This is a genomic window from Actinomadura gamaensis, from assembly GCF_042652125.1.
GTDB classification, from domain to species: domain Bacteria; phylum Actinomycetota; class Actinomycetes; order Streptosporangiales; family Streptosporangiaceae; genus Spirillospora; species Spirillospora gamaensis.
Genome location: NZ_JBHSIT010000003.1, coordinates 548,720 through 571,780 on the forward strand (window position 1 = coordinate 548,720; position 23,061 = coordinate 571,780).

Sequence of the window (23,061 nt, forward strand, 5' to 3'; positions counted from 1 at the left end):
CAGGAAAGGCACACGATGAACGACATTCCCGACCCGAAGCCGCTCCCGCCGCAGACACCGCAGCACCCGCCGCAGCACCCGCCGCAGCACCCGCGGCTGCCAAGCGGCGAGGCTCCGGAAGGCGCGGCGCCGCCGCCGTCCGAGGTGCTGGAGTCCTCCCCGTTCAAGGACGATCTGGACAAGGAGCTGGCCGACCGCGGCCCCGGTTGGCGCGCGCCGACCGGCCCGACGCTCTACCTCGTCGCGGCCGTCCTCGTGGTCGCCGGATTCCTCGGCGGGATCTTCACGCACAAGGCGATGGCGGACGGCGGGTCCGCGTCGTCCGGGGAGCGTGCCGCGGGCGGACCGAACGCGCGCGGTTTCGGCGGCGGTTACGGCGGCTTCCGCAACGGCGGCGGAGGCTTCGGCGGAGGCGGTTTCGGCGGCGGCGCCAACGGCGGGGGAGGCGCGACGATCGGCACGGTCACCAAGATCGACGGCGACACCGTCTACCTGCGCACGACCGACGGCAAGACCATCACGGTCAAGACGAGCGGCTCGACCCGCATCCAGGTCACCAGGACCGGCACGGTGAAGGACCTCAAGTCCGGCACGACGATCGTCGTGCGCGGGACGTCCGGGGACGACGGCACCGTCACCGCGACGGCCATCAACGAGGGCGGCGGCTTCGGCCGCCGCGGCGACGGCGACCAGCCCGGCGGTGGAAACCCGCCATCCGGTGGAAACCAGCCCGGCGGCGGGAACCAGCCGGGCGGGGGCGCGCCTCCGCAGGGCAACTGACGCCGCGGACGGCCGCCTGGAAAGCGTTCACGCGGCGTTCGCCGAACCGTCCGGCGTCCGGAGTGTGCCGGTGTGCCCCGTTTTCGTGGACGATGGGAGGGTGACGGCTGCCGGGGTCCGCCCGGTCCCCGGCAGGATCTCTCGTTCCGGAGGTCGTCATGTCAGGTGCTCCCCCCGCCACCACCCGCGGCCCCCTGTCCCGGTGGCGCGCCGCGCTCACCGCGTGCGCGCTCGCGGCCGCGGCGGGCCTGGCCGCCGCCGTGCCGGGCGGCGCGGCCGGTGCCGCGACGGTGCCGACGCCCGACCACACGCTGGTCGTGGTCTTCGAGAACCACTCGTACTCGCAGGTCGTCGGCAGTTCCAGCGCGCCGTACATCACGTCCCTGGCCAACGCCGGCGCGAACCTCACCCAGTCGTACGCCCTCACCCACCCGAGCCAGCCGAACTACTTCGACCTGTTCTCCGGCAGCCCGCAGGGCGTCACCGACGACACCTGCCCGCCGCCCGGATCCCCCTACTCGACCGCCAACCTCGCCGCCGAGGTGCGCGCCGTCGGGAAGTCCTGGGGCAGCTACAACGAGGGGCTGCCCTCGCAGGGATCGACGACCTGCTCCAACAGCGCGGGCAAGTACGCGCGCAAGCACAACCCCTGGTTCTCCTTCAGCAACGTGCCCGCCTCGACCGGGTACACGTTCGCGCAGTTCCCGACCGACTACACGACCCTGCCGACCGTCTCCTTCGTCGTCCCGAACCTGTGCGACGACATGCACGACTGCTCGGTCTCCACGGGTGACACCTGGCTGAAGAACAAGCTGGGCGGCTACGCGCAGTGGGCCACGGCGCACAACAGCGTCCTCGTCGTCACGTTCGACGAGGACAACGGGTCGTCCGGCAACCGCATCCCGACGATCTTCTACGGCGCGCACGTGAAGCAGGGCGCGTACTCGACCAGGTACAACCACTTCAACGTGCTGCGCACGATCGAGGACATGTACGGCACGACGCACGCGGGCGCCGCCGCCACGGCCACGCCCATCACCGAGATCTGGCAGTGATCGCGCGGTAGGCGTCCCGCAGTAGTCACACCGGACGGCCGGGCCCCTGAAGGCCCGGCCGCTCCCCGTCCCCGCTCAGTCGTGGACGAGCCGGACGAGCATCTTGCCCGTGTTGGCCCCGCGCATCATGGCCAGGAACGCCTCGACCGCGTTCTCGACGCCGTCCACCACGGTCTCCTCGGCGACGAGCGAGCCGTCCCGCAGCCAGCCCGCCGCGCGCGAGGCGTACTCGGACGCCAGCCCGAGGTGGTCGGAGACGATCATGCCGCGCAGGTTCAGCCGCTTGCCGATCGCGAGCGGCAGGTTGCGCGGTCCCGGCGGGACGTCGGTGGCGTTGTAGACCGAGATCGCGCCGCACAGCGCGATCCGGCCGAAGGTGTTCATCGCGCTGATCGCGGCTTCGAGGTGGTCGCCGCCGACGTTGTCGAAGTAGACGTCCACGCCGTCCGGGGCGGCCTCGGCGAGCCGCGCGGACAGGTTCCCCTGCCGGTAGTCGATCGCGGCGTCGAAGCCGTAGGTCCCGGTGACGCGGCGCACCTTCTCCGGGCCGCCGGCCGAGCCGATCACGCGGCCCGCGCCGAGGTGCCGCGCGATCTGCCCGGCCACCGACCCGACCGCGCCCGCCGCGCCGGAGATGAACACCGTGTCGCCCGCCTTGACCGGCGCGACCTCGGTGAGCCCGGCGTAGGCGGTCAGCCCGGTGGTGCCGAGGACGCCGAGGTACGCCCGGGCCGGCGCGATCGACGTGTCGATCACCTGGACGCCGCCGGCGGGCAGCAGCGCGTACTCGCGCCAGCCGAGGAAGTGCGAGACGGCCGTGCCGACCGGGACGTCCGCCGTGCCCGACGCGACGACCGTGCCGACCGCCCCGCCCGTCATCGGCTCGTCCAGGCCGAACGGCGGGATGTAGGACGGGACGTCGTTCATCCGCCCCCGCATGTACGGGTCGACGGAGACGAAGTCGTTGCGCACGACGATCTGCCCGTCCTCCGGGTCGGGCACGGTCGTCGTCGCGAACTCGAAGTCGGACGGCTTCGGCTCGCCCTTCGGACGGGCGACGAGCCGCCATTCGCGGCTGGTGTAGGACATGACGGGTCTCTCCCGGAACGCGTTGGGGCCGGTCAGGCCAGCATCTTCAGCACCTCGGCGGCGAGCGGGCCGGACGATGCCGGGTTCTGGCCGGTGACGAGGTTGCGGTCGGTCTCGATGTGCGGGGCCCAGGGCTCGCCCTCGCGGAAGTCCACCCCGGCCTCGACGAGGCGGTCCTGGAGGAGCCACTTGGCGCGGTCGGCGAGGCCGGCCTGGGTCTCCTCGGCGTTGGTGAACGCGGTCACCCGGTAGCCGGCGAAGGCGTTGCTGCCGTCCGGCCGGGTCGCGGCGAGCATCGCGGCCGGGCCGTGGCAGACGATGCCGAGCGGCTTGCCGCCGTCCAGCGCCCGCGTGAGCAGGCGTCCGGAGCCGGCGTCGACCGCCAGGTCCTCCATCGGCCCGTGGCCGCCGGGGTAGAACACGGCGTCGTAGTCGTCGAGGTCGACGTCCTCGATGCGGACCGGGTGCCGGAACGCGTCGGCCGCGAGGACGGCGGCGACCCGCTCCGCGCCGTCCCGCCCGCCGTTGGCCTCCGCGGCCAGGCTGCCCGCGTCCGCCGTCGGGACGGCGCCGCCGGGCGTCGCCACGGTGACCTCGTGCCCGGCCGCCGTGAACGCCTCGTACGGCGTGGCGGCCTCCTCGGCCCAGAACCCCGTGGGGTGGCTGGTGCCGTCGGCCAGCGTCCAGTGGTCGACCCCGGTCATCACGAACAAGATCCTCGCCATCGCGGCGTCCTCTCAAACGATGAAGTCGGAGAACCGGCGCGCCGCCGCGGCGACCACCGGTTCGTTCACCGGACCGAGCGTAGCCGCGCGTATCCAGCCTCACCAATCGAGAGGTGTATGCCTGCCATAGGAAAACCGATCGCTCGGACGTCAGCAGTCCCGGGCGACCCTCAGCAGGTGACGGCGGACGAGATCGACGTGCGGGAGCGGGTACGCGCCGCTCCGCTGCACCAGGAACGAGGTGTTGATCGGCGGGTCCTCGGGATCGAGCAGCGGCACCAGCGCGCCGCCCGCCAGCTCGTCCAGGCAGAGGTAGCGGGGCAGGACGGTCACGCCGAGTCCCGCCACGGCCGCCGCCTTGATCGCGCGCAGGTCGGGGACGACGAGCGCGGGCTCGGCGGTCAGCCGCGTCTCGAACACGTGCCGCCAGTACCGGCGCAGGATCGGCAGGTCGTCGGCGTAGCTGATCAGCGGCACCCCGGCGAGCGCCGCCGGGCCGTCCCGCGCGAGCAGCTCCCGGTCGAGCCGGGCGGCCCGGTCCGGCGAGGCGACCAGCACGAACGTCTCGTCCGCGAGCGGCTCGGACACCAGCGCCCGGCCGCGCGGACGGATCGTGGACACCACCAGGTCGAAGCGGCCCGCGCGCAGCCCGGCCAGCAGGTCCTCCGACAGCCCGGCGGTGATCCGCAGCCGGACGCCCCGGTCCAGCAGCGTTCCGAGCGTCGGCACGACCGCGCCCGCGAGGAACTCGGCGGGCCCGGCGAGCAGCACCGGCGGCTCGGGGGCGGGCTCGTCCGCCGCGCCGCCTCCGGCGATCGCCTCCAGCGCGTCCATCGGCGCGGCGAGCCGCGCGGCCAGGTCGTCGGCCGCCGGCGTCGGCGTCACGCCGCGCGGCAGCCGCTCGAAAAGCTGCCGCCCGGTGCGCTCCTCCAGCGCGCGCAGCTGCGCCGTCACGGTCGGCTGGGACAGCCCGACCAGCCGCGCGGCGGCGGTCAGCGAACCGGCGCGGTAGACGGCGAGGAACGTGCGGAGCTGGGCCAGGTCGAGCGGGCCATCGGCGTTCTTATGGACCACCCGACCGAGACTATCGGGGACGTTCGGGTGTGAAGGTGACCGGCACCGACGCCAGGCCGCGCAGCATCCCCGGCCGGCGCGGCAGGTCGGCGACCGGGACGGCGAGGGCCAGGTCCGGGAACCGGCGCAGCAGCGCCTCCAGCGCCGTCACGATCTCCAGCCGGGCCAGCGCCGCGCCCAGGCAGTAGTGGATGCCGTGGCCGAAGCCGATCTGCGGGTTGTTCTCCCGGTGGATGTCCAGCACGTCCGGGTCGGGGTAGCGGGCCGGGTCGCGGTTGGCCGCGCCGATCGCGACGACGACCATCTCGCCGCGCGGGATGACGGTCCCGCCGATCGGGACGTCCTCCAGCGTGAACCGGGCGACGCCGCGCGCGACCGGGCCGTCGTAGCGCAGCAGCTCGTCCACCGCGCGCGGGATGAGGGACGGGTCGGCGCGCAGCGCGGCGAGCTGCTCGGGGTGGGTGAGCAGCGCGACGACCGCGTTGGCGAGGAAGCACAGCGTCGTCTCGTGCCCGGACAGGAACAGCATGATCGCCAGGCCGACCAGCTCGTCGTCGGAGACATGCTCGTTGGCGTGCGCGGTGACCAGCGCGCTGAGCAGGTCGTCGCCCGGCTCGGCGCGCTTGAGCGCCATCTGCTCGGTGAAGAACTCGATCATCTCGGCGCGGGCGGCGTCGGCGCGTTCCAGCGTCGCGCCGTCGGCGGGCGGCATCGCGAGCCCCACCGACCAGTACCGGAACCTCTCCCGCGCGAACGGCACGCCGAGCAGCTCGCAGATCACCGCGATCGGCAGCGGCAGCGCCAGCCCCTCGACGAGGTCGCCCTCGCCGTCGGCGGCGAACGCGTCCAGCAGCTCGTCCACGATCTCCCGGACGCGCGGGGCCAGCTCGGCGACCCGGCGCGCGGTGAACGCCTTCGCGACGATGCCGCGCATCCGGGAGTGGTCCGGCGGGTCGCTCGCGAGCAGGCTCTCCATCAGCACGTTGCGGCGGCGCTCCGGCGGCAGCCCGGCGGTGATCCGCGGCGCGGCCTCCAGGTCGGCCGAGAAGCGCGCGTCGTTCAGCGCGGCGACGCACTCGTCGTAGCCGGTGATGACCCAGACGTCCACCTTGCCGCGCAGCCGCGCGCGGTGCACGGGCGACTCGGCGCGCATCTCGGCGAGCAGCGGGTACGGGTCGAGCCACTGCGCGAAGTCCCGGGGAAGGTCGAACTCCTTGTGCGCGGCCTCGGCGGTCATCAGAGGTCCTCCTGAAGCTTTCGGACGGGTCGGCCGAGTCCCGCAGGGCGGGCCGGGCGGGTGGTTTCGGTCAGGGACGTCCCGTGCCGCACGCGGAACCGCGCGCACGGCTCCGGCCCGTCGAGATCGAGCTGCACGGTCCGCTCCTCCGTCCATCCCTCGAAGCGGAACTCACCCGATCCGACGTGGACGAGCCCGAACAGCGGCTCCCCGCCGCCGTCGCCACCGCAGAGGATGAGCCGTCCGTCCAGGGCGCGCACCGAGCCGGGCACGTCCGGACGCGCCGTGCCGTCGTCGTCCTCCGCCCAGTCCGGGAACGCGGCGGGCATGTCGAACTCGCAGGTCAGCGCGTCCAGGTCGGCGGGCGCGAGCGGCTTGGGCGTGCGCGCGTACAGCACGTCCCGCCAGGGCAGCCGGTCGCGGAAGCCGGCCGGGAACAGCGCCAGCAGCTCCGGCGTCAGACCGACGTCGATCACCAGGTGGACGCGCGGCTCGTCCCCGTCGTTGCGGACGTGGTGCGGCCGGTCGAAGTCGCCGAACCAGAGCCGGCCGGCGTCCCAGTGCCGCTCCTCGCCGCCGATCACCACGACCGCGCCCGGATTGGTGATCACGGGGATGTGCAGCCGCATCGCGCCCCACGGGTAGCCGCACTTGCCGTCCCGGTGCTCGTGGCAGCGCGCGCCCGGCCCGAGCGCCATCAGCCGGACGGCCCGCAGCGGCGCCGGGATCCCGGCCAGCACCTCGGCGATGTACGGGGTGCGCGCCAGGTACGGCGTGTCGGCGTGCGGGACCAGGCCCGCGCCGCCCGGATCGGTCCGGCCTGGGTCGCCGCCGGGGGAGCGCAGCGACAGGATCCGCCAGTCGATCGTGGCCTCGCTCGCCAGGCCGTCCTGGCCGTAGGCTCGCTGCGCCCGCCACGTGAACTCGCGCAGCGCGACCGCCTCGGCGGCGAGCCGGTCCGCGTCGTACACCCGGTCGAGCGGGACGGCCGTCGGGATCGCCGGTTCCGCGAGGACGGCCGTCACGGCGCGGCCTTCCGGACCACGACCGCGCCCGGATCGTCCGGGAGCGGGGTCGCCTGCGCGAGACCGTCGCCCTCCGCCGGGTGCAGCCCGACGTCCGCCAGCTCCTTCAGGACGGGCTCGGGCCGGTGCATGTGGTGCAGCCGCTCCACCGACTCGGTGGCGACCAGCTCGCCGCGCAGGTACGTCCGGTAGGTCTGGCGCAGCCGGGACAGGTCCGGTCCGAGCCGCCGCGCCGAGGCGGACAGGATGTACCGGCACTCGCCGAGGTCCTGCTCGTCCATCACGCGCTCGTCCTGGTCGGGCGCGGGCATGCGCAGCACCATGTCCATGGCGCACAGGCCGCCGGGCCTCAGGTGCGCGGCGATCGCCGCGAACAGCGCCGGGCGCTCGGAGGGCGGGACGTGCTCCAGCACCCCGCCGAGGTAGACGTAGTCGAAGGCGCGGCCGAGGTCGAACGCGGGCGCGCTGCCCTCGACGACCGTCACCTTCGGCCGCAGGTCGGGCCGCTGCGCCAGCTTCGCGATGAGGACGGCCCGCATCGTCGCCGACCGCTCCATGCAGAACAGGGAGCGCGCCCGCGGGGCGACGGCGAGCGCGAGGCGGCCCGTGCCAGGGCCGATCTCCAGCGCGTCCGCGCCGGGCGGCGTCAGGTCGGCGAAGAACGGGACCGAGGGCAGCGCGTCCTCGCGCGCGCGGAACAGGTCGTAGTAGCCGGGCGTGATGGCGTACGGGTCGCTGGAGCCGCTCGGGTCGGTACCGATCGACACGTTTCTCCCCACATGATCGCTTCGAGGCTAGAGTGGACGTCGAGAGGGCGGAGCAGGCGGTCCGCGACCGCCGGTGGGTCCGCGACCGCCGGTGGGACGGCGGCCGCGAACCTTCGAACCTCACGCGGCGCTCATCAGTGCCAGTACTTCATGGGGCCTCCCTCCTCTCACTCCCTGATGGGTGACGGGACGTCCGACCCTGCTCAGTCCAGCGCGACGCGCAGACGGGCGGGACTGCGCAGGGTCAGGGCGGCCCGGAACTCGGGCGCGCCGAGGGCGCGCAGTGCCGTGGAACGCTCCGCCAGGACGGCGAGCACCACCCGCGCCTGGACGGCCGCGAACGACGCGCCGAGGCAGGAGTGCGCGCCCTTGCCGAACCCCAGGTGCGGGTTCGGGCGCCGGTCGAGGCGCAGCTCGTGCGGCCGGTCGAAGCGCGCCGGGTCGCGGTTGGCCGCGCCGAGGAACAGCGTCACGTCCTGGCCGGGCTCGATCTGCTGCCCGCCCACCTCGGCGGGTTCGACGCAGACGCGGCCGAGCGCCTGCACCGGCGAGCAGTACCGGACCAGCTCGTCCACGGCCCGCGGCGACGGGTCGGCGGCGAACGCGGCGAGCGCGCCGGGCGCGTCCAGCAGCGCGACGACCGCGAGCGACAGCAGCTTGCTCGCCGAGGTGTAACCCGCGTGGAGCAGCACCCGCAGGGTGTTCGCCGCGACCGTCCGGTCCAGGTCGCCCGCGCGGACGGCGTCGGCGACGACCCGGACGATCCCGTCCGGCGGCGGGTCGGCGAGCCACCCGGCGGTCAGCGCGGACAGTTCCGCCCGCGCATCCATCGCGGCCTCGGCCCGCTCCGGCCACACCCCGGCGTCCATCCCGGCCGCGACGGTCTCGGCGGCGGGGACGAAGGAGGCCGGGTCCGGCTCGGGCACCCGCAGGTACCGGCAGATCGTGGACACCGCGAGCGGTTCGCAGAAGTCGGCGACGACGTCGAAGGACGGCAGCCCCTCCAGCTCGCCGAGCATCGCGCGGGCGCGCTCGGCGACCATCGGCGCGACCTCGGCGCGGTCCAGCTCGCGCAGCGCGTCTACCAGCGGACGGCGCGCGGCGGTGTGCCCGGGCGGGTCGAGCGTCTGGACGCTCACCGCCTGCGGCGGCATGTCGATCCCGGCGCGGCGCGGGTCGGACGCGAAGCGGGCGCCGTCGCGCAGCACCGCGGCGCAGTCGGCGTGGCGCGTCAGCAGCCAGGTGCCGAGCCCGTCGTGCCAGGCGACCGGAGCGCGCGAGCGGAGCTCGTCGAACACCGGATGCGGGTCGCGGAGCGCCGCCGGTTCGGCGAGCCTGCGGAGCGGGTCGGACGCCGGGAGGTCGGGCGGCAGCGGGTCGGACACCGGATCGGACGGCAGGGGGGCGGACGGTGGGGAGTCGGACGGCGGAGGGCCTGGGGGAGTGGCGGCACGCCCGTGCCGGGGGTTCGCCTCGGTACGCGCGTGTATCACATCGTTGTCCACGCGGCTCCCTGGTAAAGGAGGACAGTGGGCTTACGTGATCACTGCTGGCAAGGTAACCCCGGCTCCGGTCGATGTCCATTGTCAGGACTCGCCGAACAAGGCGGACGGAAACCCTGTCGGCACCCGCCGTCCGCGCTCCGTTCGAGCTCCGTACGCGTCAGTGGCGTAGCTGCTTGAACGCCCGCGTCTGCGCGGTCAGGGCGCGCTCGGCCGGCAGCCGCTCCATGCTGCTCGCGCCGTAGAACCCATGGCAGTTCTTGGCGTTCGCGAGGACGTACCCGGCGTCCTCGGGTTCGGCGATCGGGCCGCCGTGGCACAGCACCAGGACGTCGTCGCGCTCGTTCAGCGCGGCGTCCGACCAGGCGTCGATGAGCGCGACGCAGTCGTCCAGCGTCTTCGCGGTCTCCGCGCCGATCGCGCCGCCGGTGGTGAGGCCCATGTGGCAGACGATCAGGTCGGCCCCGGCGCGGGTCATCGCGCGCGCGTCGTCCTCGGAGAACACGTACGGCGTGGTCAGCAGGTCGGCGGCGCGGGCGGCCTCGACCAGCTCGACCTCCAGCCCGTAGCCCATGCCGGTCTCCTCCAGGTTGGCGCGGAAGACGCCGTCGATGAGGCCGACCGTGGGGAAGTTCTGGATGCCGGAGAAGCCCAGCTCGCGCAGTTTCGCCAGGAACGGGCCGCGCAGCAGGAACGGGTCGGTCCCGTTCACTCCCGCGAGGACGGGCGTGCTCTTCACGACCGGCAGCACCTCGGCGGCCATCTCCACGACGATCTCGTTCGCGTTGCCGTAGGCGAGCAGCCCGGCGAGCGAGCCGCGCCCCGCCATCCGGTAGCGGCCGGAGTTGTAGATGACGATGAGGTCGATCCCGCCCGCCTCCTCGCACTTGGCGGACAGGCCCGTCCCGGCGCCGCCGCCGACGATCGGCTCGCCCCGCCGGGCCATGTCGGTGAAGCGCTCGACCAGCTCGGCGCGGGCGAAACTCATCGGGAGACCTCCTGGAAGGCCGCGACCAGCGCGGCGGCGAACTCGGGATCGTTGACGTGGTGCGGCGACCGGACCAGGCGCCGGTCGGCCGTCTGCCGCACCTCGGCCTCCAGCGTCTCGAACAGGACGCGGTCGGCCTGAGGGTCCCAGAACGGCTGGTCCGGCGCGTCCAGCGCGGAGACCCCGCCCTCCGGCAGCAGGAACCGCACCGGGCCGTCGCAGGCGTTCAGCTTCGCGGCGATGAACCGCGCGATCTCCCGGCACTCGTCCGGGCTGGTGCGCATCAGGGTCACCTGCGCGTTGTGCTCGTAGAACAGCCGGTCGGCGTACCGGTCGGGGACGGTGTCGCGCGCGCCGAAGTTCACCATGTCGAGCGCGCCGCACGACCCGACGTAGGGGACGCCCGTCCGCGCGAACACGTCGAGCCGTCCGGGACCCGCGCTGAACACCCCGCCCGCGACGAGATCGCAGATCTCGGTCGTGGTGATGTCGAGGACGGCGTCGACCAGCCCGTCCCCGACGAGCGCCTCCATCGCGCGGCCACCGGTGCCGACGGCGTGGAAGACGAGCGTGTCGTGGCCGGCGGCCAGCCGCTCGGCGACCGCGGTCACGCACGGCGTGGTCACGCCGAACATGGTCAGCGCGACGGCCGGACGGTCCTCGGCGGGCGGCACCGGACGCGCGACCATCCCGGCGAGCGCGTGCGCGGCGTTCCCGAGCACCTGCCGCGAGATCCGGTTCAGCCCGGCGACGTCGGTCACCGAGTGCATCATCGTCAGGTCGCTGACCCCGACGTACGCGCCGACGTCCCCGGCCGCGACCGTGCTCACGACCAGCTTCGGGACGCCGACGGGCAGCGCGCGCAGCGCGGGCGCGATCAGCGCGGTGCCGCCGCTGCCGCCGAGCCCGAGGACGCCGGCGAGGTCGTCGCGCGCGGTGAGGAACCGCTCGAACGCGACCGCCATCGCCGAGACGGCGGTCCCGCGGTCCCCGGTGAAGACCGCGGCCGGACCGTCCGGATGGAACGCCGCGACGTCCGCGGGCGTCACGTCCGCCCTGCCGCTCGCGGGCTCCCCGGTGGACACGTCGACCGTCCGGACCGGCACCCCGGCCGCCGCCACGAGCTCCGCCGCGTACCGCAGCTCGGCGCCCTTGGTGTCGAACGTGCCGACCACGTACGCCACGCGGCCCCTGTCATCGGCCATCGTCCTCGCCACCTCCCTCGACGCGCCCGACGCTATCGACCCCCGCCCGACCGGGCAACGAGCACCACCCGGCCGCCCACGCGCGCCGCCCGGCCGCCCACGCGCGCCGCCCTGCCGATCACGCGCACCGCCCTGCCGCCCACGTGCGCCGGCCGGGCGATCACGAGCGCCGCCCGGCCGACGCCGCGAGCGCGGAGGCCCGCGGCGGGTCCTTGGCCCGTGGCGGCGGGTGGGTCATGATGGCGCCATGCCGAAGCCCTACGCGAGCGCGGTCATCGACGCCCCGGTGAACAAGGTGTGGGAGGCGGTGCGCGCCTTCGGCGCGATCGCCGACTGGCATCCCGCCCTCGACACCTGCGTCCTCCAGGAGGGCGGCGACCACACGGTCGGGGCCGTCCGGCGGCTGACGGCGGGCGACGCCGTCTTCGTGGAGCGGCTCACCGGCCTGGACGACGTCGCGTTCGTCCAGACCTACGAGTTCCTGGAGAGCCCGTTCCCCGTGCGGCGCTACCACGCGACGATCCGGGTCGCGCCGATCACCGCGTCGGGGCAGGCGTTCGCCGAGTGGTGGGCCGACTACGAGGCGGACGAGGCCGAGACCGTCCGGCTCACGCCGTTCTTCCGCGACGCGGTGTTCGCCGCCGGGCTCGCCGAACTCGGCGAGTACGCCCGCAAGCGGTAACGCGACCCGGCGCATCGCCGGGCCCGGGCGGATCAGGGCTCGGGGCGGGGGCGTGGCGGGCCGGTCCCGGCGCACTCGGCGTCGTCAGCCGTGAGGTCCGCGATCGCCTCGCGCAGCAGGGCCTCCTCCATGAGCAGCCGCGCGGTCTCCGACAGTGCGGCGGCGTAGGCGTCTCCGGCGTCCAGGGTCGGCATGCCCCGCGCCTCCTCTCCGGCGAAAGATCTCTCGGGGACAGTCAACCCCGGTAGGGGATCTTGTCAAGAGTGCCGGGTGGTGCGGGCGGCGCCGGACGGGGCCCTGTGACCCCGGTGAACTCCTGTGAAACCGCCTCGCCGCAGCGTCCCGATCGGCCGTCCCATGGCCGCCCCATCGGCCGTCCCGATCGGCCGTCCCGCTCCGCGGCGGCCCGCGCGAAGGGGCGCGGGCCGCCGCGGGACGGTCACTTCCGCAGGCCGCGCTCGATCGCCTCGATGACGCGCGGGCGCAGCTCGGCGGCGCTGACGATGGCGTCCACCGAGCCGACCTCGACGGCCCGCTGGATGCTGTGCACGCGGTCGAACTCGGCCGCGACCTCGCCCAGCTTCTCGGACCGGACGGACGCGCGGACCTCGGCCAGCCGCGCGGTCAGCGCGACCCGCTCGGCGCCGACCGCCGCCGACACCTCGGCCTGGAGCGCGGTCACCCGCGGGTCGTTCGCCGTCCGGGCGTTGACCTCGCCGGAGAACACGACCGCCGCCGCCGGCGCGCCGCCCAGCACGGACGCGAACGAGCCCTCCAGCGCCAGCACCGTCATGTTCGGGTTGAGCGCCTTGGAGAACACCACGAACGCGCCGCCGTGGTAGCGGGAGATCACGCAGAACACGATCGGGCCCTCGAAGTTCACGATCGCCCGGCCGATCTCCGCGCCGTACTCCAGCTGGAGCTTGCGCATCGACTCCGGAGAGCCGTCGAAGCCCGACAGGTTCGCCAGCACGACCAGCGGACGGTTCCCGGACGCGGCGTTGATCGCCCGCGCGGTCTTCTTCGACGACTGCGGGAACAGCGTGCCCGCCGTGTAGGCGTCCGGGCCGTCGGTGGGCGGGAAGCCGCGCCGCGGCACCGACCGCGACTCGATCCCGATCAGGCAGACGGGCCGCCCGCCGATGTGCGCGTCCTGGACGACCGAGGTCTCGGCGTCGGCCATCCCGGCCCACCGCTCCAGCACCGGGTGGTCCTGGTCGGACAGGGCCCGCATGACCGTCCGGATGTCGAACGGCTTCTTGCGGTCCGGGTTGTGCTCGGCGGAGAACACGTCGCCGACGCGGGTGAAGTCGCTGCCCTCGACCACGTGCGGGAAGTCCCGGATGTCCCGGTCCACCGGGTCGGACGTGCCGATCGTGCGCGGCCCGGACTCGCCCGGCGCGACGTAGGTGTGGTCGTAGTGCGCCATCAGCACGTCCCGCGCGGACGGCAGGTCCGGCGCCCAGTACTGCGCCTGCCCGTTCGGGCCCATCACCCGGTCGTAGCCGCCGATGCCGAAGTTGTCCTCGGCCGAGACGCCGCCGGAGAAGTCCAGCGACTGCTTGCCGGTCAGGACCATGGCCGAGTCGGGCGTCATGACGAGGACGCCCTTGGTGTGCATCAGCATCGTCGCCTCGGCGTTCCAGTACGGCTGCGCGCCGACGTTGATGCCCGCGACCACGACGTTGATCTCGCCGCCGTCCTGGGTGAACTCGACGATCCGCTTGAGCGCGGCCGCCACCCAGTCCATGTTCTCGGTGCCGGACTCCATCGAGATCCGGGCCCCGGCGGACAGCGCGTACCACTCCAGCGGGACGCCCATCCGCTCCGCCAGGTCCAGCGCGGCGATGACGCGGCGGCACTCCGGCTCCGACAGCGCGCCGAGCGCCTTGGTCGGGTCGCCCAGCAGGACGACGCGGGTCACGCCCTCCGGATGCCGCGCGGTCGGCGTGGTCACCACGCCCGCGACGATCGCGGCGGTGTTGCGGCCCTTCGGCCGGTCCACCGGCACCAGCCGGTGCTCGCCGTCCAGGTCGTGCTCGACGAAGTCGCCGAGCAGGCCAGTCAGCTCGTACGGGTAGACGGTGTTGCGGCTGCGCGCGCGCAGCACCTTCTGCCGGTAGTCGTCCAGCGGCTCGACCGGCTCGGCCGGCGGCTCGCCCATGGTCAGCTCGGCGCCGCCCGCCGCGTCGAACCGGATCCGGACGGCGACCTTGCGCAGCTCGCCGGTCTCCTCGTCGCGGCGGCGGCCGATGAACAGCATCTCCTCCAGGCCCGCGCCCTCGGCCGTCGGCAGCACCCGCTCGAAGATCTGCTCCAGCTCGGCGCGGGACAGGTCGCTCGGCGGCCAGACGTAGACGACGATCCGGTTCGTCGCGAACCGCTTGTTCGACGGCCGCTCCGCCTGCGCCCGCCGGATCGAGTCCAGGCACGTCGCGATCGTGTACTCGGCCATCGGCAGCGCGACGTGCGCGCCGTCCTGGTCGCGCAGCGCGGTCAGGTCCCGGATCTGCGCGAACGCCACCAGCCGCTCGTCGGACGGGTTCTCCCGCGCGACGCACCGGAACAGGTACACCTCCTCGTCGGAGGACGGCAGCCGGGTGAGGTCGAACGCGCTCAGCCGCTCCATCTGCATGCGCTGCGCGATGTAGGGGTGCAGGCCGCGGATCAGCCGCTCCTCGACCATGCCGTCCGCGGACGGCCGGAACGTGAAGTGGTGGTGCATGACCGCGCCGCCGCTGCCCGCGACGGTCGCGGTGAGCCGCCGCACCCGCCCGGGCAGCGGGTGCAGGGCGAGGACCCGCTGCAGCGCGGCGGCCATGGCGTCGAAGTCCTCGGGCTGCTTCTCCCAGGACAGGTAGATGTCGGCGTCGATCGCGCTGCCTGCCTCGGCGTCGGTCGCGCCGCCCGCCTCGGCGTCGCCGGCGCTCGGGCCGCCGGCCAGCTCGGCGAGGCCGTCCAGCGCGGCGCCGAGCCGCTCGAAGCCGACCGCGGCCGACACCACCGACGATCCGGCGCGCCGGGCGATCACGAACGCGCAGCCCGAGGCCGTCGCGGTCCGGACGTCAAGCAGCTCCTTGTTGCCGTAGTAGCGGCGGGTCAGGACCTCCAGCATGACCGAGTTGTCCAGGCCCGCGCCGTCCGGGCCGCCGCGGATCAGCCGCTGGCCGAGCAGCCGCACCAGCGGCTCGGTGCTGCGCACCATCTCGGCGATCCGCTCGGCGCGGTCGGCCGCGCCGGGGTGCGCGTCCAGGTGCCGCAGGTGCCGGCGCACCCCGGCGTAGACGCGGGCGCGGTTGCGGCGCAGCAGCGGCTGCCCGAACCACGCGAACACCACGCCGCGCGCCAGGTCGGACACCATCGGGAAGCGGACCTGCGTGGCGGAGATCAGCCGCTCCAGGGCGAGGGCGGCGGGCTCCCGCAGCGCCTCCTCCGGGGGCGGCTCCTCCAGCCAGGCGCGCAGCAGCGCGGTGACGACCGCGGTGTTCGCCGACGCCCGCTGCTGGGCCAGGAAGATCCGGAACACCGCCGATTCGAGCTCGGGGGAGCGGTCCAGGTCGGTGACGCCGTAGTGGCCGAACGCCGTGGCGAGCCGGGCGCGGAAGTCCTCGGGCAGCCCGGCCCGCTCGACGTCCAGGCTCTGCAGGTAGGTGTGGAAGTACTCGCGCGGGCTGTACGCGTGCCCCCCGGTACGGCGGCCGTCGATGCCGACGCCGGGCGCCGGACGGGTCCGGCCCAGCTCGGCGATGTCGGCGAACGCCGCCAGCAGGTCGAGTTCGGCGGCCACCGGGCGGTCGCCGTGCTCGGCGGCGGTCCGGCGCGCGGCCAGGTAGCCGTCCAGCGTCCGGCGCTCGTCGTAGGGGTCGGCGTCGAAGCCGAGCAGCAGGCCGCGCAGCTCCTCCCGTCCCCGGACGGCCCGCTCGTGCGGCGGCACCGAGTCGGGCCCGGCGGGCAGGTCCAGGTCGGCGGCCGTGCCGGACGCGTCGGCGGCCTCCTCCGAGAGCGGCTCCAGCCGCAGCAGCGGCGCGCCGGTCTCGACCTGGGCGCCGACCGACACCAGGCATTCCTTCAGCCGGGCCTTGAACGGCGCGCGCAGCACCGTCTCCATCTTCATGGACTCCAGCACCAGGATCGGGGCGCCCGCCTCGACCTCGGCGCCGACCGCGAGCGGCGTCGCGACGACCAGCGCGGGCGCGGGGGAGCGGACGACGCCGCCCTCGTCCCGGCTGATGCGGTGCGCGACGCCGTCCACCTCGACCAGGTGGACCGGGCCGTGCGTGCCGGTCAGCAGCCGGTACCGGACGCCGTTCACCACGATCTGCCCGGCGTGCCGGTCGAACCGGTCGAGCTCCACGTCGGCGGTGCGGACCTGGTCGCCCGCCTCCAGCCCGACCCGGAACCGCTGCGCGCCGACCCGCGCGACCCGCACCCGGTAGCCGGCGCCGCGCAGCTTCAGCTCCAGCGGGCGCCCCGACTCGTGCCGCGCCTGCGGCCGTCCGCCGGACGCGGTCGCAAGCAGCCGGTGCCGCTCGGCGCGCTCGCCCTCCTCGTACGCCTCGATCGCTGCGGCGGCGAGCGCGACGGCCGCGTGCCGGTGCGCGACGAGGCCGCCCTCCGCGCGGACCCGGTCGATCCAGCCGGTGTCGGCGGTCGCGTCGACCACCTCGGGCCGGTCGAGCAGGTCCAGCACGAAGCTCTTGTTGGTCGCGCCGCCCTCGATGACCACCGTGGTCTCGGCCATCGCCCGGCGCAGCCGGCCGAGCGCCTGGTCCCGGTCCCGGCCGAACGCGATGATCTTGGCGATCATGGAGTCGAAGTCGGCCGGGATCCGGTCGCCCTCGCCGACCCCGGTGTCCACCCGGACGCCCGGACCGGCGGGCAGCACCAGCCGCGCGATCCGGCCGGGGGCGGGCGCGAAGTCGCGGTCGGGGTCCTCGGCGTTCAGCCGCGCCTCGATGGCGTGCCCGCTCTCGGCCGGCCGCTCGCCCTCCAGCCGCCCGCCGGCCGCGACGTGGAGCTGGAGCCGGACCAGGTCGGTGCCCGTGGTGATCTCGGTGATCGGGTGCTCGACCTGGAGCCGGGTGTTGACCTCCAGGAACGCGAACAGCCGCTCGCCCGGGTGGTACAGGAACTCGACCGTGCACGCGCCCCGGTAGCCGACCGCGTTGGCCAGCCGCTCGGCGGACGCCTTCAGCTCGGCGACCTGCTCCGGCGCGAGCACCGGCGACGCCGACTCCTCGATGATCTTCTGGTTGCGGCGCTGCACCGAGCAGTCCCGGACGCCGAGCGCCCACGCGGTGCCCTGGCCGTCCGCGATGACCTGCACCTCGACGTGCCGCGCCCCGGTGACCAGGCGCTCCAGGAACACCACGCCGGAGCCGAACGCGCGCAGCGCCTCCTGGCTCGTCCGCTCGTAGGCGTCGGTCAGCTCGTCCCGCGACGCCACCTTGCGGATGCCGCGCCCGCCGCCGCCCGCGGTCGCCTTCAGCATCAGCGGGTAGCCGATCTCGTCCCCGGCGCGCAGCGCGTCCTCCAGGGTCTCGACCGCGCCGCGGCTCCACGGCGCGACCGGGACGCCGACCTCCTCGGCGATCAGCTTCGCGCCGATCTTGTCGCCCAGCCGCCGCATCGCCTCGGCGGACGGCCCGACGAACGTCACGCCGATCCGGTCGCACAGCTCGGCGAACGCCGGGTCCTCGGCGACGAAGCCCCAGCCGACCCACGCCGCGTCCGCGCCGGTCGCGACCAGCGCCCGCTCCAGGACGGCGAGGTCCAGGTAGGGCCGGGCGGACGCGGGGCCCAGCGAGTAGGCGACGTCCGCCTCTCGGACGAACGTGGCGCCGCGGTCGGCGTCGGTGTAGAGCGCGACCGTCTCGATCCGCGCCCCCGTCTCCGCCGAGAGGTCCCGCACCGCATGGATGAGCCGCATCGCGGCCTCTCCGCGATTGACGATCGCGATACGCCTGAACACCGGCCGAGCCTCCTGAACACCCGCTCAAAACGAAGAGTGACGCCCGGCACGGGGGCATCACCAAGTCCGCTCTCCAGACTGTCCGATCAGGACCCCCGGAACCAAGGTGTGCGCCCACACGTGCCGGACCCTCCGGCTTGTGGGAACCCCACAAAACACGTCCCCGCCGACCGGCGCCTCAACGTGGCGCGTCGCTCACGCTGCGCTCTTGCCGCGCCTCGCTCAGTCGCCGCCGCCGGGCGCCGGGCGGTAGACCGCGTTCAGGACGACGTGGAGCAGCGTGTCGATCAGCCGGTCCTCGTCGAGGGCCGGCTGCTGCCCGGCGAACAGCGCGTTCATCGAGCGCTCGACCATGAGGCTCAGCGCGGTGGCCAGCTCGCGCGCGGGCGGGCCGTCCGGGGCGGCGCCCGCGGCGCGCTCGGCCTCGATGACCTCGGCGTCGCGGTCCACCCAGCCGGTCATGAGGCGGCTCCAGAGCGCGTCGATCTCCGGATCGTCCGCGCGCGCCTGCGCCGCGGCGGCGGCGACCGCGCGGTGCTCGCCGAAGGCGGCGAGGAACGCGGTGAGGACGTCGCGCCAGAAGGCCGCCGGGTCGGCGATCGGGGACGGCGGGCGCGGGACCAGGGCCCGGTCGGCCTCCTCGGCCACCCGGTCCAGCAGCGAGAGCAGGACGTCCTTCTTGGACGAGAAGTAGAAGTAGAACGTCGGGCGGGACAGGCCCGCGCCCGACGCGAGGTCCTCGATGGAGATGTCGGCGAGCGGGCGCTCGGCCAGCAGCCGCTCGGCGGTGGCGAGGATGGCCGCCTCCCGCTCGTCGCCCGACGGGCGGGACGAGCGGCGGCTCCGCGAGGCCCGGGACGTCGCCATGCCGCCGATCCTAGCAGCGTCGAGTCCGTCGACACGGTGTTGAGATCTACACCACGTCGGGAACATCAACACTGTGTCGACTGTTCCGAAAGGTGTAACTACCTGCGAGAACGTCCGTCGCGGCGCCGGTCTCCGGCGCGGCGCGACGGGACAGGAGGCGATCATGCTGGCCGGACGGCTTCACTTCAGCGGCGACGGCGGACGCCGGTTCCAGCTCGACGAGGTCCCGGTGCCGCAGCCCGGACCGGGCCAGGTGCTCGTCAGGGTCGAGGCGGCCGGGGTCTGCCTGTCCGACGCGCACCTCATCGACGGCACCCTCACCCCGTTCCTGCTGGACGGCGACGCGGTCACCCTCGGCCACGAGGTCGCGGGCACCGTGCACGCCCTCGGCCCGGACACCACCGCCGCGAAGGTCGGCGACCGCGTCCTGCTCCAGGCGGGCGAGGAGCGCGGCGGCCGGACCTACACGCGCGGCGTGGACTACGACGGCGGCTGGGCCGAGTACGCCCTCGCCCGCGAGGACACCCTCGTCCCCATCCCGGACGACCTGCCCTTCGAGCAGGCGTGCTTCGTCCCCGACGCGGTCTCCACCCCGTGGGCCGCGATCACCGCGACCGCCGGGGTCCGCCCCGCCGAGGCGGTCGGCGTGTGGGGCGTCGGAGGGCTCGGCGCGCACGGCGTCCAGCTGCTCCGGCTGGCCGGCGCGGCCCCGATCGTCGCGGTCGACCCGCTGCCCGCCGCCCGCTCGCGCGCGCTGGAGTTCGGCGCGGACCTCGCCCTCGACCCGGCCGACCCCGCGTTCCGCGACGAGGTCCTCGCCGCGACCGGCGGCGCGGGCCTGGCCGCCGCGTTCGACTTCGCCGGGGTCCCGGCCGTCCGCGAGCAGGCCGTCGCCGTCCTCGCGCCCGGCGGGCGGCTCACCCTCGTCGGCCTCACCGACAAGCCCATCACCGTCACCGACGGGACCATGTTCAGCTTCTTCCAGAAGAAGCTGCTCGGGCACTACGGCTCCGCGCCGGAGCACGTGGTCGAGCTCGTCCGGCTGCTGGGCGCGCACCGTCTCGACTTCTCCCGGTCGGTCAGCGCCGTCGTCCCGCTCGCGGACGCCGAGAAGGCCGTCCACGCGCTGGAGACCAAGGACGGCGACCCGATCCGGATCGTCCTGAAGCCGTGACGCCGCCGCCCGGCCGGATCCGACCACTACTCCGCGCCGTCCCCGGGTATGCCCACCCGGCACCTGTCCGTCACCCCGGAACGGGAGAGTGCCGATGCGAGGCGACCTGGACCGGATCCCCGGCCCGCCCCCGGGAGACGGCGCGGAGGCCGTCGCCGCGGCGGGCGGCCTGCACCACTACCAGCTGAAGCTGCACGCCGAGTACGGCCCGGTCGTCCGCTTCCCGCTGCCCGGAGCGGACGAGGCCGTCTCGGTCGCCGACCCCGTCCTGCTGGAGGCCACGGCCGGGATCGACAAGCGGCCGGAGAAGCTGTTCGCGTTCCTGGCGCCGCTCCAGGAGTCCGGCAACCTCCAGACGCTCCCGGCGGCCGAGCACGCGCCGTGGCGGAAGGCGATGCTGTCGGTCCTGGCCGGACGGCCCTCGCACGAGGCGCACTTCGCCCGGTTCGCGGAACTCGCCGTCCAGCTCGCCGACCGCTGGGAGGAGCAGGGCTGGGCCGAGACGCAGAAGGACCTGAGCGAGCTGTCGCTGCGCATGGTGTGCGAGTACGCGCTCGGCAGCGCCCTGCCTCCGGAGCGGTCCGAGCAGGTCGTCTCCGCCTTCGAGGACGTCCTGACCGAATACCTCGCGCGGCTGTACCAGGTCGAGGCTTCGGACTCGGCGAGCGACCGGGCCGCAGCTTCCCTCGCCTACCTGCGCCGCACGGTGGACGACGTCCTCGCCGCCCACCGGGACGCGGCGCGGCCGGACGACCGCAGCGACCTCGTGGCGGCGCTGGTCCGGGCCGGCACGTCCCCCGCGCGCATCCGCGACACGGTGCTGATGACCATGATGGCCGCGCACCACACGACCGGCGTAGCGATCTCCTGGACCCTGTACCTGCTGTCCCGCCACCCGGACGCGGCGGAGCGCGCCGCCGCCGAGACCGACGCCGTCCTGGGGGAGCGTACCGTCCCGGACTACGCGGACCTGAGGCGCCTGGCCTACCTCGACCGGGTGCTCAAGGAGTCGATGCGCCTGTTCCCGCCCGGCCCGTACGGCGCGCGCGAGACCACCGAGGACCTGACGCTCGGCGGATACGCGATCCCCGCCGGCACGACGCTCTTCTACCCGTTCTGGGCCGTCCACATGAACCCCGAGTACTGGCCGGAACCCGAGGTGTTCGACCCGGACCGCTTCACGCCCGCCGCCTCGGCCGGACGGCCCCGCCTCGCCCACCTGCCGTTCGGCGTCGGCCCCCGCAGCTGCGAGGGCGCGGCGCTGGCGACGGTCGAGGCGCGGCTCGTCCTGGCCGTCCTGCTGAAACGCTTCCGCTTCGCGCTCGCGCCCGGCCAGACGATCAGGCCGATCGAACGCTTCGTCCTGTGGGCGGACGGCGACATCAGGATGGACGTCGCGCCCCGCGCCGGCTAGCCGTCCTCGTGGACGTCGCGCCCCGCGCCGGCTAGCCGTCCTCGTGGACGTCGCGCCCCGCGCCGGCTAGCCGTCCTCGTGGACGTCGCGCCGCGCGGTGGCTAGCCGTCCTCCTTCGCGAGGCGGCGGCGGATCTTGTCGGGGTCGCCGAAGAGCGGCGCGTCGCGCTGGGCGCGCAGGCGCTCCAGCTCGCGGCGGTCGCGCTTGGTCGGACGGCCCGCGCCGCGCTCCCGCAGGCCGACGGGCATCGTCAGCTCGCGCGGCGGCGGGGGCGGGCTGTTGTCGACCAGGCACTCCTGGGCCACCGGCGCACCGACCCGCTTGCGGATGACCTTCTTCACGACGACGATCCGCTCGCGCCCCTCGTGCCGGACGCGGACCTCGTCCCCGGCCTTGACCGTCGTGGCGGGCTTCGCGCGCTCGTCGTTCACCCGCACGTGCCCGGCGCGGCACGCCGAGGTCGCCTGCGACCGTGTCTTCAACAGCCGGACCGACCAGATCCAGAGATCGACCCGCACCGTCTCCTCGCCTGCCATGATCCGCACTCTAGCCGCGCCCCCGCACGGCCCACGCCGCATTTTCCGCCGCCCGGCCTCCGAACCGGAGATCATCATCGGCCCTCGGCGAGGACCGGAACGTGGAAGGATCTCCCTCCGGTGCGGGCGGCGGAGAGGACCGGGCGTGCGGCAGGACGCGGCAGCGGGCGAGGACGGCGTGGAAGCGGGCGAGGACGAGTACCGGCGGGCGCGCGCCCTCGACGAGGCGGGCGAGACCGCGGAGGCCGAGGCGCTCTACCGCGCCGCCGCCGGGGCCGGGCACGTGCGGGCGATGAACGTCCTCGGGCTCTCCCACGTCGAGCGGGACAAGGACGAGGCCGAGCGATGGTGGCTCAAGGCGGCGGACGCCGGGTTCGCCCCCGCGATGCGCAACCTCGGCTACCTCGCGGACGAGCGGTCGCGTCCCGACGAGGCCGAACGCTGGTGGCGCGCCGCCGGCGAGGCGGGCGACGCCACGGCGGCCTACAATCTCGGGTTCATGCTCGCCCGCCAGCGGCGGACGGAGGAGGCCGCCACCTTCTACACGATCGCCGCCGAGAGCGGCGACACCGAGGCGATGGTCAACCTCAGCAGCGTGCTGGAGGCCCTCGACCGCGCGGACGAGGCGGAGAGCTGGCTGCTCAGGGCCGCCGGAAAGGGCGACCCGGTCGCGATGAGCAACCTCGGCGCGTCCTGCTACAAGGCGCGGCGCGTGGACGAGGCCGAGCGCTGGTGGCGCCGGGGCGCGGAGGCGGGCGGCCGCGACGCCGCCTACAACCTCGCCGTCCTTCTGGACGGACGAGGCGCCACCGACGAGGCCGTGCGGCACTTCGAGGCCGCCGCCGAGGCGGGACACCCGAAGGCGCGGCGTCAGCTGGACGAGATCCGCACGCAGGGCGCGGCCCGGATCGCGGGCATCTTCTAGGCCGAGCTCTCGCTCCAGGCGGAGCGGTCGGGCGGCGTCGATCCG

Annotated in this window: 19 protein-coding genes; 6 read left to right on the forward strand and 13 right to left on the reverse strand. The window is 74.5% G+C overall.

The window, feature by feature from the left end:
• Window positions 1-15: 15 nt before the first annotated feature.
• Entirely contained in the window at window positions 16-780 is a 765-nt protein-coding gene (locus tag ACFPCY_RS12810) for a single stranded DNA-binding domain-containing protein (RefSeq protein WP_378254604.1), read from the forward strand.
• Between the two features lie 158 nt (window positions 781-938).
• Window positions 939-1,835, forward strand: a complete 897-nt coding sequence (locus tag ACFPCY_RS12815; RefSeq protein ID WP_378254605.1) for an alkaline phosphatase family protein — start codon at window positions 939-941, stop codon at window positions 1,833-1,835.
• 75 nt (window positions 1,836-1,910) lie between these two features.
• Here the strand turns inward: ACFPCY_RS12815 and ACFPCY_RS12820 are convergent, their stop codons facing one another.
• The 9 genes from ACFPCY_RS12820 to ACFPCY_RS12860 all read right to left on the reverse strand — a co-directional run bounded on the left by ACFPCY_RS12820 (window position 1,911) and on the right by ACFPCY_RS12860 (window position 11,447).
• Complete coding sequence (locus tag ACFPCY_RS12820; RefSeq protein ID WP_378254607.1) at window positions 1,911-2,924, reverse strand: NADP-dependent oxidoreductase; 1,014 nt, start codon at window positions 2,922-2,924, stop codon at window positions 1,911-1,913.
• A gap of 32 nt (window positions 2,925-2,956) precedes the next feature.
• Window positions 2,957-3,649 (reverse strand): type 1 glutamine amidotransferase domain-containing protein, encoded by a 693-nt coding sequence (locus tag ACFPCY_RS12825; RefSeq protein WP_378254609.1) that lies wholly within the window; start codon window positions 3,647-3,649, stop codon window positions 2,957-2,959.
• 150 nt (window positions 3,650-3,799) lie between these two features.
• The gene (locus ACFPCY_RS12830) at window positions 3,800-4,723 is read right to left on the reverse strand and encodes a LysR family transcriptional regulator (RefSeq protein ID WP_378254611.1); all 924 of its coding nucleotides are present in this window, start codon (window positions 4,721-4,723) and stop codon (window positions 3,800-3,802) included.
• 10 nt (window positions 4,724-4,733) lie between these two features.
• Window positions 4,734-5,960 carry a cytochrome P450 family protein gene (locus tag ACFPCY_RS12835; protein WP_378254613.1) on the reverse strand — a complete coding sequence of 409 codons (1,227 nt, stop codon included), beginning with the start codon at window positions 5,958-5,960 and terminating at the stop codon, window positions 4,734-4,736.
• Window positions 5,960-6,985, reverse strand: coding sequence for an aspartyl/asparaginyl beta-hydroxylase domain-containing protein (locus ACFPCY_RS12840; RefSeq protein ID WP_378254615.1), 1,026 nt, complete (start codon window positions 6,983-6,985; stop codon window positions 5,960-5,962). Before ACFPCY_RS12840 ends, ACFPCY_RS12835 begins: the two co-directional genes overlap by 1 nt.
• Window positions 6,982-7,752 carry a class I SAM-dependent methyltransferase gene (locus ACFPCY_RS12845; protein WP_378254617.1) on the reverse strand — a complete coding sequence of 257 codons (771 nt, stop codon included), beginning with the start codon at window positions 7,750-7,752 and terminating at the stop codon, window positions 6,982-6,984. The genes ACFPCY_RS12840 and ACFPCY_RS12845 overlap by 4 nt, the downstream gene beginning before the upstream one ends.
• A 203-nt stretch (window positions 7,753-7,955) precedes the next feature.
• On the reverse strand, window positions 7,956-9,137 hold the full coding sequence (locus ACFPCY_RS12850; RefSeq protein ID WP_378254619.1) for a cytochrome P450: 1,182 nt from the start codon (window positions 9,135-9,137) through the stop codon (window positions 7,956-7,958).
• A 277-nt stretch (window positions 9,138-9,414) separates the two neighbouring features.
• The gene (locus tag ACFPCY_RS12855) at window positions 9,415-10,242 is read right to left on the reverse strand and encodes a phosphoenolpyruvate hydrolase family protein (RefSeq protein ID WP_378254621.1); all 828 of its coding nucleotides are present in this window, start codon (window positions 10,240-10,242) and stop codon (window positions 9,415-9,417) included.
• Window positions 10,239-11,447, reverse strand: a complete 1,209-nt coding sequence (locus tag ACFPCY_RS12860; RefSeq protein ID WP_378254623.1) for a Tm-1-like ATP-binding domain-containing protein — start codon at window positions 11,445-11,447, stop codon at window positions 10,239-10,241. Before ACFPCY_RS12860 ends, ACFPCY_RS12855 begins: the two co-directional genes overlap by 4 nt.
• Before the next feature lie 247 nt (window positions 11,448-11,694).
• On the opposite strand from ACFPCY_RS12860, the gene ACFPCY_RS12865 reads away from it, so the two are divergent.
• Complete coding sequence (locus tag ACFPCY_RS12865; RefSeq protein ID WP_378254625.1) at window positions 11,695-12,129, forward strand: SRPBCC family protein; 435 nt, start codon at window positions 11,695-11,697, stop codon at window positions 12,127-12,129.
• A gap of 32 nt (window positions 12,130-12,161) precedes the next feature.
• On the opposite strand, the gene ACFPCY_RS12870 is transcribed toward ACFPCY_RS12865, so the two are convergent.
• The 3 genes from ACFPCY_RS12870 to ACFPCY_RS12880 form a co-directional block, all read right to left on the reverse strand.
• Window positions 12,162-12,323, reverse strand: a complete 162-nt coding sequence (locus ACFPCY_RS12870; RefSeq protein ID WP_378254627.1) for a hypothetical protein — start codon at window positions 12,321-12,323, stop codon at window positions 12,162-12,164.
• 245 nt (window positions 12,324-12,568) lie between these two features.
• On the reverse strand, window positions 12,569-18,100 hold the full coding sequence (locus ACFPCY_RS12875) for an ATP-binding protein (RefSeq protein WP_378254629.1): 5,532 nt from the start codon (window positions 18,098-18,100) through the stop codon (window positions 12,569-12,571).
• A gap of 222 nt (window positions 18,101-18,322) precedes the next feature.
• Complete coding sequence (locus tag ACFPCY_RS12880) at window positions 18,323-18,967, reverse strand: TetR/AcrR family transcriptional regulator (protein WP_378254631.1); 645 nt, start codon at window positions 18,965-18,967, stop codon at window positions 18,323-18,325.
• Between the two features lie 163 nt (window positions 18,968-19,130).
• Here ACFPCY_RS12880 and ACFPCY_RS12885 point away from each other — a divergent pair, with 163 nt between their 5' ends.
• Complete coding sequence (locus ACFPCY_RS12885) at window positions 19,131-20,141, forward strand: zinc-binding dehydrogenase (protein WP_378254633.1); 1,011 nt, start codon at window positions 19,131-19,133, stop codon at window positions 20,139-20,141.
• A gap of 94 nt (window positions 20,142-20,235) precedes the next feature.
• Window positions 20,236-21,555: a cytochrome P450 gene (locus ACFPCY_RS12890; RefSeq protein WP_378254635.1), complete on the forward strand. Its 1,320-nt coding sequence runs from the start codon at window positions 20,236-20,238 to the stop codon at window positions 21,553-21,555.
• A 101-nt stretch (window positions 21,556-21,656) separates the two neighbouring features.
• On the opposite strand, the gene ACFPCY_RS12895 is transcribed toward ACFPCY_RS12890, so the two are convergent.
• A complete protein-coding gene (locus ACFPCY_RS12895) occupies window positions 21,657-22,091 on the reverse strand; it encodes an RNA-binding S4 domain-containing protein (protein WP_378254637.1) in 435 nt (144 codons plus the stop codon).
• A 145-nt stretch (window positions 22,092-22,236) separates the two neighbouring features.
• Here ACFPCY_RS12895 and ACFPCY_RS12900 point away from each other — a divergent pair, with 145 nt between their 5' ends.
• Window positions 22,237-23,016 (forward strand): tetratricopeptide repeat protein, encoded by a 780-nt coding sequence (locus ACFPCY_RS12900; RefSeq protein ID WP_378254639.1) that lies wholly within the window; start codon window positions 22,237-22,239, stop codon window positions 23,014-23,016.
• Window positions 23,017-23,061 lie beyond the last annotated feature (45 nt).

Excerpts from the sequence above, each read along its gene's own strand:
- ACFPCY_RS12810 (WP_378254604.1), top strand. The coding sequence starts at position 16 with ATGAACGACATTCCCGACCCGAAGCCGCTCCCGCCGCAGACACCGCAG.
- ACFPCY_RS12815 (WP_378254605.1), top strand. The coding sequence starts at position 939 with ATGTCAGGTGCTCCCCCCGCCACCACCCGCGGCCCCCTGTCCCGGTGG.
- ACFPCY_RS12820 (WP_378254607.1), bottom strand. The coding sequence starts at position 2,924 with ATGTCCTACACCAGCCGCGAATGGCGGCTCGTCGCCCGTCCGAAGGGC.
- ACFPCY_RS12825 (WP_378254609.1), bottom strand. The coding sequence starts at position 3,649 with ATGGCGAGGATCTTGTTCGTGATGACCGGGGTCGACCACTGGACGCTG.
- ACFPCY_RS12835 (WP_378254613.1), bottom strand. The coding sequence starts at position 5,960 with ATGACCGCCGAGGCCGCGCACAAGGAGTTCGACCTTCCCCGGGACTTC.
- ACFPCY_RS12855 (WP_378254621.1), bottom strand. The coding sequence starts at position 10,242 with ATGAGTTTCGCCCGCGCCGAGCTGGTCGAGCGCTTCACCGACATGGCC.
- ACFPCY_RS12860 (WP_378254623.1), bottom strand. The coding sequence starts at position 11,447 with ATGGCCGATGACAGGGGCCGCGTGGCGTACGTGGTCGGCACGTTCGAC.
- ACFPCY_RS12865 (WP_378254625.1), top strand. The coding sequence starts at position 11,695 with ATGCCGAAGCCCTACGCGAGCGCGGTCATCGACGCCCCGGTGAACAAG.
- ACFPCY_RS12870 (WP_378254627.1), bottom strand. The coding sequence starts at position 12,323 with ATGCCGACCCTGGACGCCGGAGACGCCTACGCCGCCGCACTGTCGGAG.
- ACFPCY_RS12880 (WP_378254631.1), bottom strand. The coding sequence starts at position 18,967 with ATGGCGACGTCCCGGGCCTCGCGGAGCCGCCGCTCGTCCCGCCCGTCG.
- ACFPCY_RS12885 (WP_378254633.1), top strand. The coding sequence starts at position 19,131 with ATGCTGGCCGGACGGCTTCACTTCAGCGGCGACGGCGGACGCCGGTTC.
- ACFPCY_RS12890 (WP_378254635.1), top strand. The coding sequence starts at position 20,236 with ATGCGAGGCGACCTGGACCGGATCCCCGGCCCGCCCCCGGGAGACGGC.
- ACFPCY_RS12895 (WP_378254637.1), bottom strand. The coding sequence starts at position 22,091 with ATGGCAGGCGAGGAGACGGTGCGGGTCGATCTCTGGATCTGGTCGGTC.